Here is a 12,919-nt window from a genome sequence, read left to right as displayed (position 1 = left end):
CTCAGTATTATTCAGTTTTCGAAATTCGAGCATGCCGTTACGCTGGGTTCATTGTCAAACCACGCAGGACCCCACGATGACTTCCTTATCCGCTCATACCCATGCCATTTCCATCGATCCAGCGACCGGCGAACAGATCGGTCACTATCCGTTCGAATCCGACGCGGCGCTGGACGCGGCCTTGGCCCGCGCTGCCCAGGCCTTCGCCGGCTGGCGGCGCGAAACCCCCAAGCAACGTGGCCGCATGCTGATTGCCCTGGCCCATGCGTTGCGCGACAACGGCGAAACCATGGCGCGTATGATCACCTCGGAAATGGGCAAGCCGATCACCCAGGCCCGTGGCGAAATCGAGAAGTGCGCGCAGCTGTGCGAATGGTACGCCGCCAACGGGCCGGCCATGCTCACCGCAGAAGCGACTCAGGTCGAGGACAACAAGGCGCGGATCGAATACCGCCCGCTAGGCCCGATCCTGGCGGTGATGCCCTGGAATTTCCCGATCTGGCAGGTACTGCGCGGCGCTGTTCCGGCGCTGATTGGCGGCAATACTTACGTGCTCAAGCATGCGCCGAATGTCATGGGCTGCGCTTACCTGCTGCATGACGCGTTCGTCCAGGCGGGCTTCGTGCCCGGCGTGTTCGAAGTGCTCAACGTCACGCCCGATGGTGTCTCCAAAGCCATTGCCGACCCGCGCATCGCAGCCGTGACCCTCACCGGCAGCGTGCGCGCCGGCATGGCCATCGGTGCTCAGGCCGGTGCTGCGCTGAAGAAATGTGTACTGGAACTGGGTGGTTCAGACCCGTTTATCGTGCTCGATGATGCGAACCTGGACGAGGCCGTGCAGGCGGCTGTGATCGGTCGTTACCAGAACACCGGCCAGGTCTGCGCCGCCGCCAAGCGCCTGATCGTCGAACAAGGTGTGGTCGATGCCTTCACCCGCAAGTTCGTCGAGGCCACCCGCCGGCTGGTGGTGGGCAACCCGCAGGACGACGCGACCTATATCGGGCCGATGGCGCGTTTCGACCTGCGTGACGAGTTGGACGGCCAGGTCCAGGCGACCCTTGGCGAGGGCGCCACGCTGTTGCTGGGCGGCGGCAAGACCGAAGGCGTGGGCAATTTTTATCAGCCAACCGTGCTGGGCGGCGTCACCGATCGGATGACGTCCTTCAAGCAGGAACTGTTCGGCCCCGTGGCCTCGATCATCACCGCAAGGGATGCGCAGCATGCGTTGCAACTGGCCAACGACAGCGAGTTCGGTCTGGCGTCGACCCTCTATACCCAGAACCTGGAGCTGGCCGAGCAAATGGCCGCCGAACTGGAGACCGGTGGCGTGTTCATCAACGGCTACTGCGCCTCGGACCCGCGCGTGACCTTCGGTGGTGTGAAGAAAAGCGGCTTTGGCCGCGAATTGTCGCACTTCGGCGTGCGGGAGTTCTGCAACGCCCAGACCGTCTGGCGCGACCGCAAGTAAACCTGCGGCACAACAATAGAACGGGGAGCCTTGCGCTCCCCGTTTTTCATTCTTCGCCGGTATCCACCACCGCCGGATCACCGATGGCGTAGAAATGCCCGCCCGCGACGTAGTGCAGGCTGCGCAGGCTCGGGTCGGCGGTTTCGAATTTCCAGTGGCCGCCTTCGAACACTCGCGCGTCCGCCCAGGCGCCTACCACTTCAGCGATGAACAGATCGTAGGTCTGCTGGTTGTGCGGCTCGGGTATGAGTCTGCAAATCAACCAGGCCGAACAACCCGCCACCAGCGGCGTATCATGCCCTTCGACGCGAAACAGCTCGACACCGGCCTGATCCAGCTTGTCGGGGGTGAACATCAGGCTCTGGGTGCCGACCTGGTGGGTCAGTTTCAGCTGACCGAGGTTGGGCACCTGCAGGGCGAAGTACCCGCTTTTTTCCACCAGAGAACGGGTGCGGGTCATCTTGTCGATCACCACGGTGACCTTGGGCGGGTCAAAATCCAGCGCGCAGGCCCAGGCGGCGGACATCACGTTGTAAACACCTTCATGACTGGACGACACCAGCACGGTCGGCCCGTGGTTCAACAGCCGATAGGCCTTTTCCAGATCGACGGGGCGGATATGATTGGCCACTTGAAACCTCTTGAAGACGCAAATTCAGGCATTGTAAATACACCTCCACCTATCGACAGGCTTTGGATTGATCAGCATAGACAGCACAACCCCTCAAGTGTTCGGCCTGCTCCTGGCGGCTGGTCGCAGCCGGCGCTTTGGCGGCGACAAACGCCGTGCCCTTTTGCCCTGCGGCCGTAGCCTGTTGCAGGCCAGCCTCGACAACGCGCGTGCCGCATTTTGCGAGGTGTGGGTGGTATTAAGGGAGGACGATAACCCTCACGCGTTGGGAATTCCCGGCGACGTGCGCATCGTGCGCTGTGCCGATGCCGATCTTGGCATGGGCCACAGCCTGGCCAGCGGCATCGGAGCACTGTTGCCTTCCTCCGCCGTCGCGGTGGCCGTGTTGTTGGCGGACATGCCCTGGATCGGGACCGACACTCTGCTGCGCCTGGCCACCATGGCTGACGCCGAGCGCATCGCCGTGCCGGTGCATGAAGGACAGCGCGGTCATCCGGTGATCATTGGCCGCCGTTTCTGGCCGCAGCTTGTCGCGCTGCAAGGCGATCAGGGCGCCAGGGCCGTGATCGCCGCCCATGCGGAGCGCTGTGAGGTACTGGAATGCGCCGATGCCGGCATCCTGCGCGATGCCGACACCGCACAGGCGCTGCAGCAAGCCCTCAAGCCGTGATCGCTACAGTTGGTGACGGGCAATCCCGTTGGCCACCCGCAGAATGTCCGCCATCACCGCCAGGGCGATCTCGGCTGGGGTCTTGCTGCCCAGGTTCAGCCCGATCGGTGCGTGAATCCGCGCCAGCGCCTGTTCGTCCAGTCCGCCGATCCGCGCCAGGCGTTCCAGGCGAGCGCGGCTGGTGCGTTGTGAACCCATCGCGCCGATGTAGAACGCGTCGCTGCGCACTGCCTCCAGCAGCGTCAGATCGTCCAGCCGCGGATCGTGCGTCAGTGCCACCACGGCCGTCGCCGGATGGCAGCCGCCTTCTTCGATAAAGACCGCTGGCAGCACGTCACGCACTTCCACCCCAGCCATGGAGAATCCGGCCGTCACGTCAGTGCGCGGGTCGCACAGAATGACTTCGTAGCCCAGCGCCACGGCAAAGCTGGCGCAGTATTCGGCTACCGGCGACAGCCCGGCCAGCAGCAGCCGGAAGACCGCACCCATGCGAATCGCGACCTCGTCCTCGCCACGCTCGACCCGCGCCTCGCCCATCGCCGCCGGACGCAACGCCCGTTGCGAACCACCGAGGCGAATCTGGCGGGTCACTCGTTCGCGGCCCGACAACGCTTGTTCCACGACGCCCAGATGCGCGTCGCTGTCCGGGCCCGGCGCGAAGTGCTCAACCAGTACGTCCAGCACCCCGCCGCAGGGCAAAGCCAGGGTCGGCGCCAGACCGCCCTCGCCGTAGCGCACCACCTGGCTGCGGGCGGCAAACTGTCGGTTCGCCACCCGTTCCAGAAAGTCCTCTTCGACACAGCCGCCGGACAGCGAGCCACAGTGCTCGCCGTTATCCAGTGCCACCAGCATCGCCCCCGGCCCGCGCGGGGCCGAGCCGAAGGTCGAAAGCACGGTGCATAGCCACACCGGTTTTCCCGCCGCGAGCCAGTCGCGGGCCTGCTGGATCACCTGCAAGTCCAGTTGTTTCATCTTGCCTGTCCTCGCCCAGCGCGCATCACAGCTGCGCCATCAGTTTTTCCTTGGTGATGGGCAGATCGCGTACCCGTTTGCCGGTGGCGTGGTAGACCGCATTGGCTACAGCAGCGGCCAGTCCGGTCACGCCGATTTCACCGATGCCTCGCGCACCGAACTCGCCGAGCTTGTAGTCCGGGTAGTCCAGCAACAGCACATCGATATCCGGCTGGTCGGCATGCACCGGCACCACGTATTCGGCGTAATTGTTGTTGACCGGCATGCCGTTGCGCGGGTCGTACTCGGCCGCCTCGAACAGCGCCATGCCGATCGCCATCACAATTGCGCCTTCCACCTGGTTGCGCGCCGCCAGCGGGTTGATCACCTTGCCGACGTCGATGGCACTGACCACTCGCGATACCCGCAGGCTGGAGATGCCCGGGTCCCAGCGCACTTCCACGAAATGCACGCCGAACGAGCGGAAGGCGTGTTCCTTGTCCTGGTTCATGTCGCTGTGGAAATGACCCTCGGCACGGGCCAGGCGTTTGCGACGCAGAATCTCGGAGAAGGCCACCCGCTGCTCACCCTTGACGAACTGGCCGTTTTCCACGGACAGGCTGTCGCCAGGCTGATCGGCAAACACACCGTCCTTGGCAACGGCATAATCGCGCAGCTTGCCAAGCGCCTCGCGGGTAGCACCGGCAATCGCCGGCATGACGCTGGCGGTGACCCAGGAACCACCAGACACCGGCCCGGAAGGAAATGAAGAACTGCCCAGCTCGACTTCGATCTTGTCCAGCGGCAGGCCGGTCAACTGGCTGACGGTCTGGGCCACGATGGTGTAGGTGCCGGTGCCGATATCCTGCAGGCCGCATTGCGCCAGAGCGGTGCCGTCGGCACGCAGGATCACTCGCGCTTCGGTCGGCACCTGATAGGCTTCCCAGTTACACGCGCCCATGCCGTAGCCGATGATCTCGTCGCCATCGCGCATCGAGCCGACTGCCGCATTGCGCTGGTGCCAGCCGAAACGCTCGGCGGCCTGGTCGATGGCTTCGGGCAGGTGATTGCTGGACCAGGGCAGGTTCTGACTCTCGTCCTTGACCGACAGGTTCAGCTTGCGGAATGCCAGCGGGTCCATGCCGGCCGCCAGGGCCATTTCATCGATCGCCGATTCCAGGGCGAACAGTCCAGGCGCGGCGCCGGGTGCGCGCATTGACGTCGGCGTGCCGCGATTCACGCCACTGATCTTGTGGCTGACCAACACGTTGGGGCACGAATACAGGCTTTTGGTCACGCCGCCGCAGTTCTCGGTATAGGCGTCCAGCGTCGAGGTGCTGTTATACGACTCATGACGGATCGACACCAGTTTGCCCGCGGCATCGGTGGCCAGACGCAGGCGCTGTCGGGTTTCCGGGCGATGGCCGACAGTGGTGAACATCTGCGCCCTGGGCAGCATGAACTGGACCGGATGGCCGGTTACTTTCGCCGCGGCGCACACCGCGACCGAATGCGGCCACGGCCAGAGTTTGCTGCCGAAGCCCGAGCCAATGAACGGCGCCCGCACTTCCACCCGATCCGGCGGCAGGTCAAAGACGTTGGCCAGGAAGTTGCGATGGTTGACCACGCCCTGGGAGCTTTCATAGAGATACAGCTTGCCGTCCTGCCAGTAGGCGGTGCTGGCATGCATTTCCATGGGGTTGTGGGTTTCCACCGGGGTGGTGTAGGTCTGGTCGATGCTGCGCGCCGCACTCTGGAAGGCGCTGTCGGCATCGCCGCGGCTATGCCCTGCCCCGCCATCCTTGGCACCGTTGGCTTTCAGACCCTCGGCCAGGCTTTTGATCGGTTCGGCGCTCTGGTAGTCGACCTTGACCGCGTAGGCCGCGGCCCGGGCTTGCTCGAAGGTCTTGCCCACCACCAATGCCACGAACTGGCCGGGGTAGTAGACCTGATCGTCCTCGAACGGCAGGCGGTGCTCGTCCGCCTTGCTGGCGGTCAGCATGGCGGCGAAGCTCAACGCCGTGTCCGGCGTGCGGTGCAGGTCCGGAAAGTGCCGGTGATGGAAGATGTCGACCACGCCGGGCATGCTGCGCGCCTGCTGGTCGTGGATCGACAGGACACGGCCGCTGGCCACGGTGCTGTAGACGCCATAGGCGTAGAGCATGCCGGCGACCGGGTGATCGGCGGCGTAACGTGCCTGGCCGCTGACTTTCTGCCCGCCGTCGATGCGACGCTGGGGCATGCCGAGGATGGATTCGCTCATGTGTATCTCCTATACCGTGCCGGTGGCCGTGAGGTCACGAAGATTGCGGGCGACGACCTGGCGGCCAAGCGGGATCTTGAACGCGTTATGCTCGTAGCCCCGCGCGCCTTGCATGGCCAGTTCGGCGATTCGGGCAAAGGTCTCGGCATCGGCGGGCTTGCCGATCAACGCGCGCTCCGCTTCCACGGCACGCCACGGTTTGGTGGCCACACCGCCCAAGGCGATTCGGGCATCGGCGATACGCTTGCCGTCCATGACCAGGATCACCGCGCTGGAGGCCAGGGCGAACTGATAGGAAGTACGGTCACGCAGCTTGAGGTAGCCGGAGCGGCTGTCCTTGAGCGGCGCGTCGAGGGTGACATGGGTGATCAGTTCATTCGGAGCCAAGGCGTGTTCGCGTTCCGGGGTGTTGCCCGGCAGCAGATGGAAGTCGCCGAAATCGATGTCACGGCTGCCGTTCGGGCCTTGCACCGTGACCGTGGCGCCGATGGCCGCCATGCCCACGCACATGTCGGACGGATGCGTCGCGATGCAGTGGTCGCTGGTACCCAGCACTGCATGCACGCTGCGATTCATGCCGCCCAATGCCGCACAGCCGGAACCCGGCTGGCGTTTGTTGCAGGGGGAAATCCCGTCGCGAAAATAATTGCACCGCACCCGCTGCATGATATTGCCGCCGGTGGTGGCCTTGTTGCGCAACTGGGTGGATGCGCCGGCCAGAATCGCCTGGGACAGCACCGGGTAGCGTTCCCGGACCACGGCATGATTGGCCAGGTCGGTATTGCTCACCAGGGTGCCGATGCGCAGCCGACCGTCCGCCAGCGACTCGATCTGCTTGAGCGCCAGGCGGTTGATGTCCACCAGTTGCGTGGGTTGCATCACATCCAGCTTGACCAGATCCAGCAGCGTGGTGCCGCCGGCCAGATAGAAACGCTGGGCCGCGCCGCCGGCGGTGGTGACGGCCTGGGCGGGCGAGTCGGCCCGCGCATAATCGAAAGTACGCATCAGGCCACTCCTCCCATTTTCGAGCGAGCCGACTGCACGGCCGTGAGAATGTTCTTGTATGCACCGCAGCGGCAGATATTGCCGCTCATGGCTTCCCGCACGCTGGCGTCATCGCCGGGAATGTTCGGGTCCTTGAGAATGGCCACCGCACTCATGATCTGCCCGGAGGTGCAGTAACCGCACTGGTAGGCGTCATGTTCCCAGAAGGCTTCCTGCACCGGATGCAGCTTGCCGTTGTCCGCCAGGCCCTCGATGGTGGTGATTTCGTCGCCATCGTGCTGCACGGCGATCGACAGGCACGAGTTGATCGCCACCCCATTGACCAACAGGGTGCAGGCGCCGCACTGGCCCTGGTCGCAGCCTTTCTTGGTGCCGGTCAGTTGCAGGCGGTCGCGCACCACATCCAGCAGTATCGCGTTGGCCGGGACATTGAGGGTATGCGACTGGCCGTTGACCTTGAGCACGATGCGCTGCTCACCCGCCCCTGGTGCGTCGCTGTCGTTGACCACCGGAGCGGGCGCCGCGACCGGCGCGGCCTGGACCATGCCGTCGGCGGGTATCCAGGTAGAAAGCGTGGCGGCGGCGATCCCGGAGGCGCCGAATTTGAGAAAGTTGCGTCGCGAAGGCTGCACGGAATCGGCTTCGGGGACGGGGTCTTGATGCTTCTTGATTTCGTTCATCAGGATCACTCGTAAAATGCCATCACTTTCATGAAGCGATGGGCGTTATTGTGGGTCAGCGGCCTGGGCGTACTCCTGATCACTGACCTGTTGCATCCAATCGACGACACTGCCGTCCAGCGCTTCGGCAATGGCGATGTGGCTCATGCTCGTGGTCGCCGTCGCGCCGTGCCAGTGGCGGACATTGGGCGCAATCCACACCGTATCGCCGGGCTGGATCACCTGCACCGCCTGCCCTGCCTCCTGTACCCAGCCCTTGCCGGCCGTCACGATCAACGTCTGACCCAGAGGGTGGGTATGCCAGGCGGTACGGGCACCGGGTTCGAAGGTCACGCTGGCACCACTCACCCGGGCCGGCCCGGTTCCCTTGAACGGCGCATCCACACGCACCTTGCCGGTGAAGTATTGCGCAGCCCCTTGGGCCGAAGGTCTGGAGCCGTTGGCCGTAACGGTCAGCCGGTGGTTCTCTTCAGCGGACGTCTCGATCGTGAGTAGTGAAAGTGAAAGTGAAAGCGCGGCGACTGCAAGTTTATTCATCGGATTTCTCATCTCTGGAAAATGACAAACCTGCGCAACCAAGCCCACTCAACGGATAAGTGTTTAACTGGCGCGCGCCGGGAAAGTTCCCTTTTTCGTCGCCACCGCTGCAGCCAAGCTGTGGAGTGACAGATTCGCCAGGATCACGGTGTCCGCAGGAGTCGTCCGGCTCATGCGGATCAGGATTGCAGCCATCGAGGTTATCAGCGGGGAACCCAGTCGATTAGCCACCGGGATCGGCTAAGACTCATTAGCCTGGCTCATCAATACCGCGTTCTGCTCATGGCGAGGCGGACAGGCGGCAGAGCGCCATGTGTTGTGAATTTCTTACAACAAGGCGTCGAAATCGTGCCGGCGCCCTATCGGGTGTGTCTGGCCAGACGACATTTCCGCCACCTTATTAAAGCCGTGGCAAAAACCGACGATATAGAGGTCACGCAACACGAGAGGGAGTTGGCAGGGGGAAACCGCTGGCAGGAGCCATGTCCACGCCGCGTTTACACATCGTGAAAACTTTGTTGAAACCGTGATGGCAACTCGCACCATGAGGGCACTTATGCCAAAATGGCGCGTCTTTGCCGATTGGGACACGCGAGTGACACTTTACGGGGCAAAAAATTCCCTGCGGACGTGTCTTCATCTTCCTGCACGGCGTCGAAGACTCCGTGAACAGGCTGACCAGGTGTAGCCACGCATTCGAAGCGGCTTCGCCAGCCGAATGCGTTGCACCAAAGAGCAAATGTCGCAAGACGCTGAAACCAAACGATAAGAAGTCAGCGCGGTGGGACATGAATTGAGGTCTTGAGCGGTATTGTATTGGCCTTGTATGTCCACCTCCAGTCCCTGCGGGTGTGTGATTTCGTCGCATGCGTGTCACGCGTGCAGCAAGTTGCAGTGGTCCAAGGGGTTCAGAGGGCGGATGGCGTTTATCAGATGGATGACAGTATGTTGAAGAAAGTGAACACGGCTCTTGTGGGCCTGGCTCTGGCCATGGGCCTGACGCCCCTGCACGCTGCAGAAGCAAAGAAGGTCGACGTATTGCTCGTCGGCGGCGGGATCATGAGTTCCACCCTGGCTGTCTGGCTCAACGAACTGGAGCCAAGCTGGTCGATGGAAATGGTCGAGCGCCTTGACGGCGTCGCCCAGGAAAGCTCCAACGGCTGGAACAACGCCGGTACCGGGCACTCTGCCCTGGCCGAGTTGAACTACACGCCGGAAGACAAAGATGGCAACGTCAACATCACCAAAGCCATCGAAATCAACGAAGCGTTCCAGATCTCCCGCCAGTTCTGGTCGTGGCAGGTCAAGAACGGCGTACTGAAGAACCCGCGCTCGTTCATCAACTCCACTCCGCACATGAGCTTCGTCTGGGGCGACAACAACATCGCCTTCCTGAAGAAGCGTTATGCTGCCCTGCAGGCCAGCCCGCTGTTCAGCGGCATGCAGTACTCCGAGGATCCGGAGCAGATCAAGAAGTGGGTTCCGCTGATGATGGAAGGCCGTGACCCGAGCCAGAAGCTCGCGGCCACCTGGAGCCCGATCGGTACCGACGTGAACTTTGGCGAGATCACCCGCCAGTTCGTCGGCCACCTCAAAGCCCAGCCGAACTTCTCCCTCAAGCTGTCCAGCGAAGTCGAAGACATCAAGCGCAACGACGACGGCACCTGGCGCGTCAGCTACAAGAACCTGAAAGACGGTACTGAAACCGAGACCGACGCCAAGTTCCTGTTCATCGGCGCGGGCGGCGGTGCACTCCACCTGCTGCAGGATTCCGGCATTCCTGAAGCCAAGGAATACGGCGCCTTCCCGGTCGGCGGTTCGTTCCTGGTCACCGAGAACACCGAAATCGCCCAGCAGCACATGGCCAAGGCCTACGGTATCGCGTCCACCGGCGCGCCACCCATGTCCGTTCCGCACCTGGACACCCGTGTTCTGGACGGCAAGCGCGTCATTCTGTTTGGCCCGTTCGCAACTTTCTCGACCAAGTTCCTGAAAGAAGGCTCGTACCTGGACCTGCTGACCAGCACCAACCTGCATAACGTGTGGCCGATGACTCGCGTCGGCGTCAAGGAATACCCGCTGGTCGAGTACCTTGCTGGTCAGTTGATGCTGTCCGATGACGACCGCTACGCGGCGCTGAAAGAATACTTCCCGAACGCCAAGAAAGAAGACTGGCGTCTGTGGCAGGCCGGCCAGCGTGTGCAGATCATCAAGCGTGACGAAGAGAAAGGCGGCGTCCTGAAGCTGGGCACCGAGATCGTTGCTTCCAAGGACGGCAGCATCGCCGGCCTGCTGGGTGCTTCGCCAGGCGCTTCGACCGCAGCTCCAATCATGCTGGGCGTACTTGAGAAAGTCTTCAAGGACAAGGTTGCCACCCCGGCCTGGCAGGAAAAACTGCGTCAGATCGTGCCGAGCTACGGCACCAAGCTGAACGAGAATCCTGACAGCGTTGCGAAGGAATGGGCCTACACCGCAGAAGTTCTGCAACTGACCCCTCCTCCGGCGGTCAACAAGGCATCCGCAGCAGCCCCGGCACCCGCCCCGGCCGCCCCGGCCGCCGCTCCTGCCAAAAAGCCTGAAGGCAGCGCCGCGCAAGACATGGCACTGTAAGCACCACCCCGCTGCATGAAAAAGCCCCGCCAGATCTGATCTGGCGGGGCTTTTTCGTTTCCGACTGGCGGTTCGGGCGAAGATGCGGCTCATGTCCTCAGATAAATCGAACTCCTGAACGGCGTGTCGTCTCCAACCGGTATCACCCATCTGCGAGGAAATGACATGAATCACGAACGCTCGAACCCAACCGAACCACAGTCTTCACCCAAAGCCGGCGCGGTCGATCAGTCCGGCAAGCCGGTGAATGTCGTGCGCAAGGACATCGAGCACGAACACTCCTCCACCGAAGGCGTCGACAAAGTCATTACCCCCACGTCGATCAAGGAAAAGGAACAGGACGCTCAAGCCATTCGCGAGAAATCAGCCCAAGCCGAGCGCAAGCTGGCGGACCGGGACTGATCCACGCATTCAGAGGCCGTCATCCTGGCGGCCTCAGCCGTCAATCGCGCAACAGCGAATCGAGCAGCAACGCATCAGCCACGGCCGCACCGCTGGCGGTATTGTCGAAGATGCACCAGCTGGGCACCGTTTCACTTCCCCACGCGCGGATATCGGCCGCGATCCGCTGCACCCGATCCTGCCCATAAGCGCTGTGATAGATCTGCGGTGAACCGTGCAACCGCCAATATCGCAGCCCCGGCCAGCCGCCTGGCAGGTCCGCACCGTGAAATGGCGCAGGATCCGCAGCCACCCGGGCGACACGGCGTTCGATCAGCAACTGCTCGGCCAACCGCCAGGATTCATGCCGAGGCTCCAGCACCACGTCCCCAACGAAGCGTGCCCGCAAGGCGTCGAGAAACTGTTCGGCCGAATCCGCCGTGAAAGCCAGGGATGGCGGCAGCTGAACCAGCAGGCAGCCCAGCCTGGCGCCCAACTCGGTGCATTGGGCGAGGAATTCATCGAGTAACGTCTCGCAATCGTGCAACCGCCGCTCATGGGTAATGGCCTTGGGGACCTTGACGGCGAAGCGGAATGCCAAAGGCACCGAAGCGGCCCAGCGAGCATAGGTCTGCGGACGATGCGGACGGTAGAAGGAGCTGTTGATCTCCACGGCATTGAAGCGCGACGCGTAGCGCTGCAGGTGAGTTCCTTGCTCGTCGAACGCCGGCCAGTGCTCGCGAGGCAGACTCCATCCTGCACAACCGACATATTGCGCAGGATGGCAAGAGCCTGGCCGATTCAATACAGCACGCCTGCAGCTTCACGCATGAAGATCTCGACCGTCTTGGGGCCGACGCCGTCGAACGCCTGCAGCCGTTTTTCAAACTCGGCGCGGTTTTCGCTGGCCGCCTGTATATGACTCAACTTGCCGCCGTATTCGTCATTGAGTTTATGGCTCAAGGCTGAAAGACGATCGGCGGTGGACTCGTCGTAGCGCACATAATGCGCCTCGCCCAGCATCGCGACCAGTTCGCGATGCGTACAGTTGGCCAACTTTCGCGGCGTGTCACGCTGATGTTTTTCCACAAGAACGTGGTAGGCATTGCAGGCGATATCCGCCTGAATACGCTTGCCCATCAAAAAGCTGGCAAGAAACCATTTGAATAAGGCGCTCTCGCCGTCGGCCTGAAGATCAATGTTCAGATCCGCTGCGCTGATACGCTTGCTCATACCCCTTCTCCCTCCAGGTTGCGGAACAAAGACCGGTATTGGCTGTCATTGAGACATCACCTGTTTTACTTCTGATCCGATTTGCCTTCCTGCATTTGCACGGATGATTTCGTGCCGTCGGTATTGTTTTTGGTCTCGTTGCCCGAGTTATCGAAGCAGCCGTTCAGGACCAGTAGCGATACGATCAGCAAGATGGCGCGGGGCGTGTTCATGGGGCAATACTCCTGTGTACGACAATTCATTCTCGGTGCCATAGGCAGCGCACCGATTACGCGCAAATGGCCGGCATTGAGCCTTGGCCACCCTGCAATAGACCGTTTTACCGTCTGGAGTTTGATGTTTTTGTCGAGGGATGCGACCGACGGCAGCGCAAGGGCTGTCGCGTGGATAGACCGGTACGGCAGCAGGCACGTCGTGCCGCGGGTCGATAATGGATTTTTATTTTTAACACGTACGCAAATCTGCCATTTATGGTCATGATAATGCGCGC

Annotated in this window: 13 protein-coding genes; 4 read left to right on the top strand and 9 right to left on the bottom strand. The window is 62.2% G+C overall.

Annotation, left to right across the window (positions count from 1 at the left end):
• Nucleotides 1-76 precede the first annotated feature (76 nt).
• A complete protein-coding gene (locus tag EGJ27_RS01655; RefSeq protein ID WP_125828972.1) occupies nucleotides 77-1,468 on the top strand; it encodes an aldehyde dehydrogenase family protein in 1,392 nt (463 codons plus the stop codon).
• A gap of 46 nt (nucleotides 1,469-1,514) precedes the next feature.
• Here EGJ27_RS01655 and EGJ27_RS01650 read toward each other — a convergent pair whose 3' ends face one another.
• Nucleotides 1,515-2,099 carry a flavin reductase family protein gene (locus EGJ27_RS01650; RefSeq protein WP_125828971.1) on the bottom strand — a complete coding sequence of 195 codons (585 nt, stop codon included), beginning with the start codon at nucleotides 2,097-2,099 and terminating at the stop codon, nucleotides 1,515-1,517.
• Between the two features lie 67 nt (nucleotides 2,100-2,166).
• Here EGJ27_RS01650 and EGJ27_RS01645 point away from each other — a divergent pair, with 67 nt between their 5' ends.
• A complete protein-coding gene (locus EGJ27_RS01645; protein ID WP_125828970.1) occupies nucleotides 2,167-2,769 on the top strand; it encodes an NTP transferase domain-containing protein in 603 nt (200 codons plus the stop codon).
• A gap of 3 nt (nucleotides 2,770-2,772) precedes the next feature.
• Here the strand turns inward: EGJ27_RS01645 and EGJ27_RS01640 are convergent, their stop codons facing one another.
• Genes EGJ27_RS01640 through EGJ27_RS01620 form a run of 5 tightly spaced genes read right to left on the bottom strand, consistent with a single transcriptional unit; the run spans nucleotide 2,773 to nucleotide 8,205 of the window.
• Complete coding sequence (locus EGJ27_RS01640; protein WP_125828969.1) at nucleotides 2,773-3,741, bottom strand: XdhC family protein; 969 nt, start codon at nucleotides 3,739-3,741, stop codon at nucleotides 2,773-2,775.
• Nucleotides 3,742-3,766: 25 nt separating this feature from the next.
• Nucleotides 3,767-5,983 (bottom strand): xanthine dehydrogenase family protein molybdopterin-binding subunit, encoded by a 2,217-nt coding sequence (locus EGJ27_RS01635; RefSeq protein ID WP_125828968.1) that lies wholly within the window; start codon nucleotides 5,981-5,983, stop codon nucleotides 3,767-3,769.
• A 9-nt stretch (nucleotides 5,984-5,992) separates the two neighbouring features.
• Entirely contained in the window at nucleotides 5,993-6,988 is a 996-nt protein-coding gene (locus EGJ27_RS01630) for a xanthine dehydrogenase family protein subunit M (RefSeq protein ID WP_125828967.1), read from the bottom strand.
• On the bottom strand, nucleotides 6,988-7,668 hold the full coding sequence (locus EGJ27_RS01625) for a (2Fe-2S)-binding protein (RefSeq protein ID WP_125828966.1): 681 nt from the start codon (nucleotides 7,666-7,668) through the stop codon (nucleotides 6,988-6,990). Before EGJ27_RS01625 ends, EGJ27_RS01630 begins: the two co-directional genes overlap by 1 nt.
• A gap of 45 nt (nucleotides 7,669-7,713) precedes the next feature.
• Complete coding sequence (locus EGJ27_RS01620) at nucleotides 7,714-8,205, bottom strand: cupin domain-containing protein (RefSeq protein ID WP_125828965.1); 492 nt, start codon at nucleotides 8,203-8,205, stop codon at nucleotides 7,714-7,716.
• Between the two features lie 945 nt (nucleotides 8,206-9,150).
• Between EGJ27_RS01620 and mqo the strand changes: the two genes are divergently transcribed.
• Complete coding sequence (gene mqo / locus EGJ27_RS01615) at nucleotides 9,151-10,815, top strand: malate dehydrogenase (quinone) (RefSeq protein ID WP_177522904.1); 1,665 nt, start codon at nucleotides 9,151-9,153, stop codon at nucleotides 10,813-10,815.
• 165 nt (nucleotides 10,816-10,980) lie between these two features.
• A complete protein-coding gene (locus tag EGJ27_RS01610; RefSeq protein ID WP_125828963.1) occupies nucleotides 10,981-11,217 on the top strand; it encodes a hypothetical protein in 237 nt (78 codons plus the stop codon).
• A 40-nt stretch (nucleotides 11,218-11,257) separates the two neighbouring features.
• Here the strand turns inward: EGJ27_RS01610 and EGJ27_RS01605 are convergent, their stop codons facing one another.
• The 3 genes from EGJ27_RS01605 to EGJ27_RS24840 form a co-directional block, all read right to left on the bottom strand.
• The gene (locus EGJ27_RS01605; RefSeq protein WP_125828962.1) at nucleotides 11,258-12,001 is read right to left on the bottom strand and encodes a DUF72 domain-containing protein; all 744 of its coding nucleotides are present in this window, start codon (nucleotides 11,999-12,001) and stop codon (nucleotides 11,258-11,260) included.
• On the bottom strand, nucleotides 11,998-12,429 hold the full coding sequence (locus tag EGJ27_RS01600) for a DNA methylase (protein WP_125828961.1): 432 nt from the start codon (nucleotides 12,427-12,429) through the stop codon (nucleotides 11,998-12,000). Before EGJ27_RS01600 ends, EGJ27_RS01605 begins: the two co-directional genes overlap by 4 nt.
• 65 nt (nucleotides 12,430-12,494) lie before the next feature.
• Entirely contained in the window at nucleotides 12,495-12,641 is a 147-nt protein-coding gene (locus tag EGJ27_RS24840) for a hypothetical protein (protein WP_177522903.1), read from the bottom strand.
• Nucleotides 12,642-12,919: the final 278 nt, after the last annotated feature.

The organism is Pseudomonas sp. v388, from assembly GCF_003935425.1.
GTDB lineage: Bacteria > Pseudomonadota > Gammaproteobacteria > Pseudomonadales > Pseudomonadaceae > Aquipseudomonas.
This window is presented reverse-complemented; position numbering and strand designations above follow the sequence as displayed.

Coding starts and splice junctions, on each gene's coding strand:
- EGJ27_RS01600 (WP_125828961.1), bottom strand. CDS start 12,429: ATGAGCAAGCGTATCAGCGCAGCGGATCTGAACATTGATCTTCAGGCC.
- EGJ27_RS01630 (WP_125828967.1), bottom strand. CDS start 6,988: ATGCGTACTTTCGATTATGCGCGGGCCGACTCGCCCGCCCAGGCCGTC.
- EGJ27_RS01625 (WP_125828966.1), bottom strand. CDS start 7,668: ATGAACGAAATCAAGAAGCATCAAGACCCCGTCCCCGAAGCCGATTCC.
- EGJ27_RS01640 (WP_125828969.1), bottom strand. CDS start 3,741: ATGAAACAACTGGACTTGCAGGTGATCCAGCAGGCCCGCGACTGGCTC.
- EGJ27_RS01635 (WP_125828968.1), bottom strand. CDS start 5,983: ATGAGCGAATCCATCCTCGGCATGCCCCAGCGTCGCATCGACGGCGGG.
- mqo (WP_177522904.1), top strand. CDS start 9,151: ATGTTGAAGAAAGTGAACACGGCTCTTGTGGGCCTGGCTCTGGCCATG.
- EGJ27_RS24840 (WP_177522903.1), bottom strand. CDS start 12,641: ATGAACACGCCCCGCGCCATCTTGCTGATCGTATCGCTACTGGTCCTG.
- EGJ27_RS01620 (WP_125828965.1), bottom strand. CDS start 8,205: ATGAATAAACTTGCAGTCGCCGCGCTTTCACTTTCACTTTCACTACTC.
- EGJ27_RS01610 (WP_125828963.1), top strand. CDS start 10,981: ATGAATCACGAACGCTCGAACCCAACCGAACCACAGTCTTCACCCAAA.
- EGJ27_RS01655 (WP_125828972.1), top strand. CDS start 77: ATGACTTCCTTATCCGCTCATACCCATGCCATTTCCATCGATCCAGCG.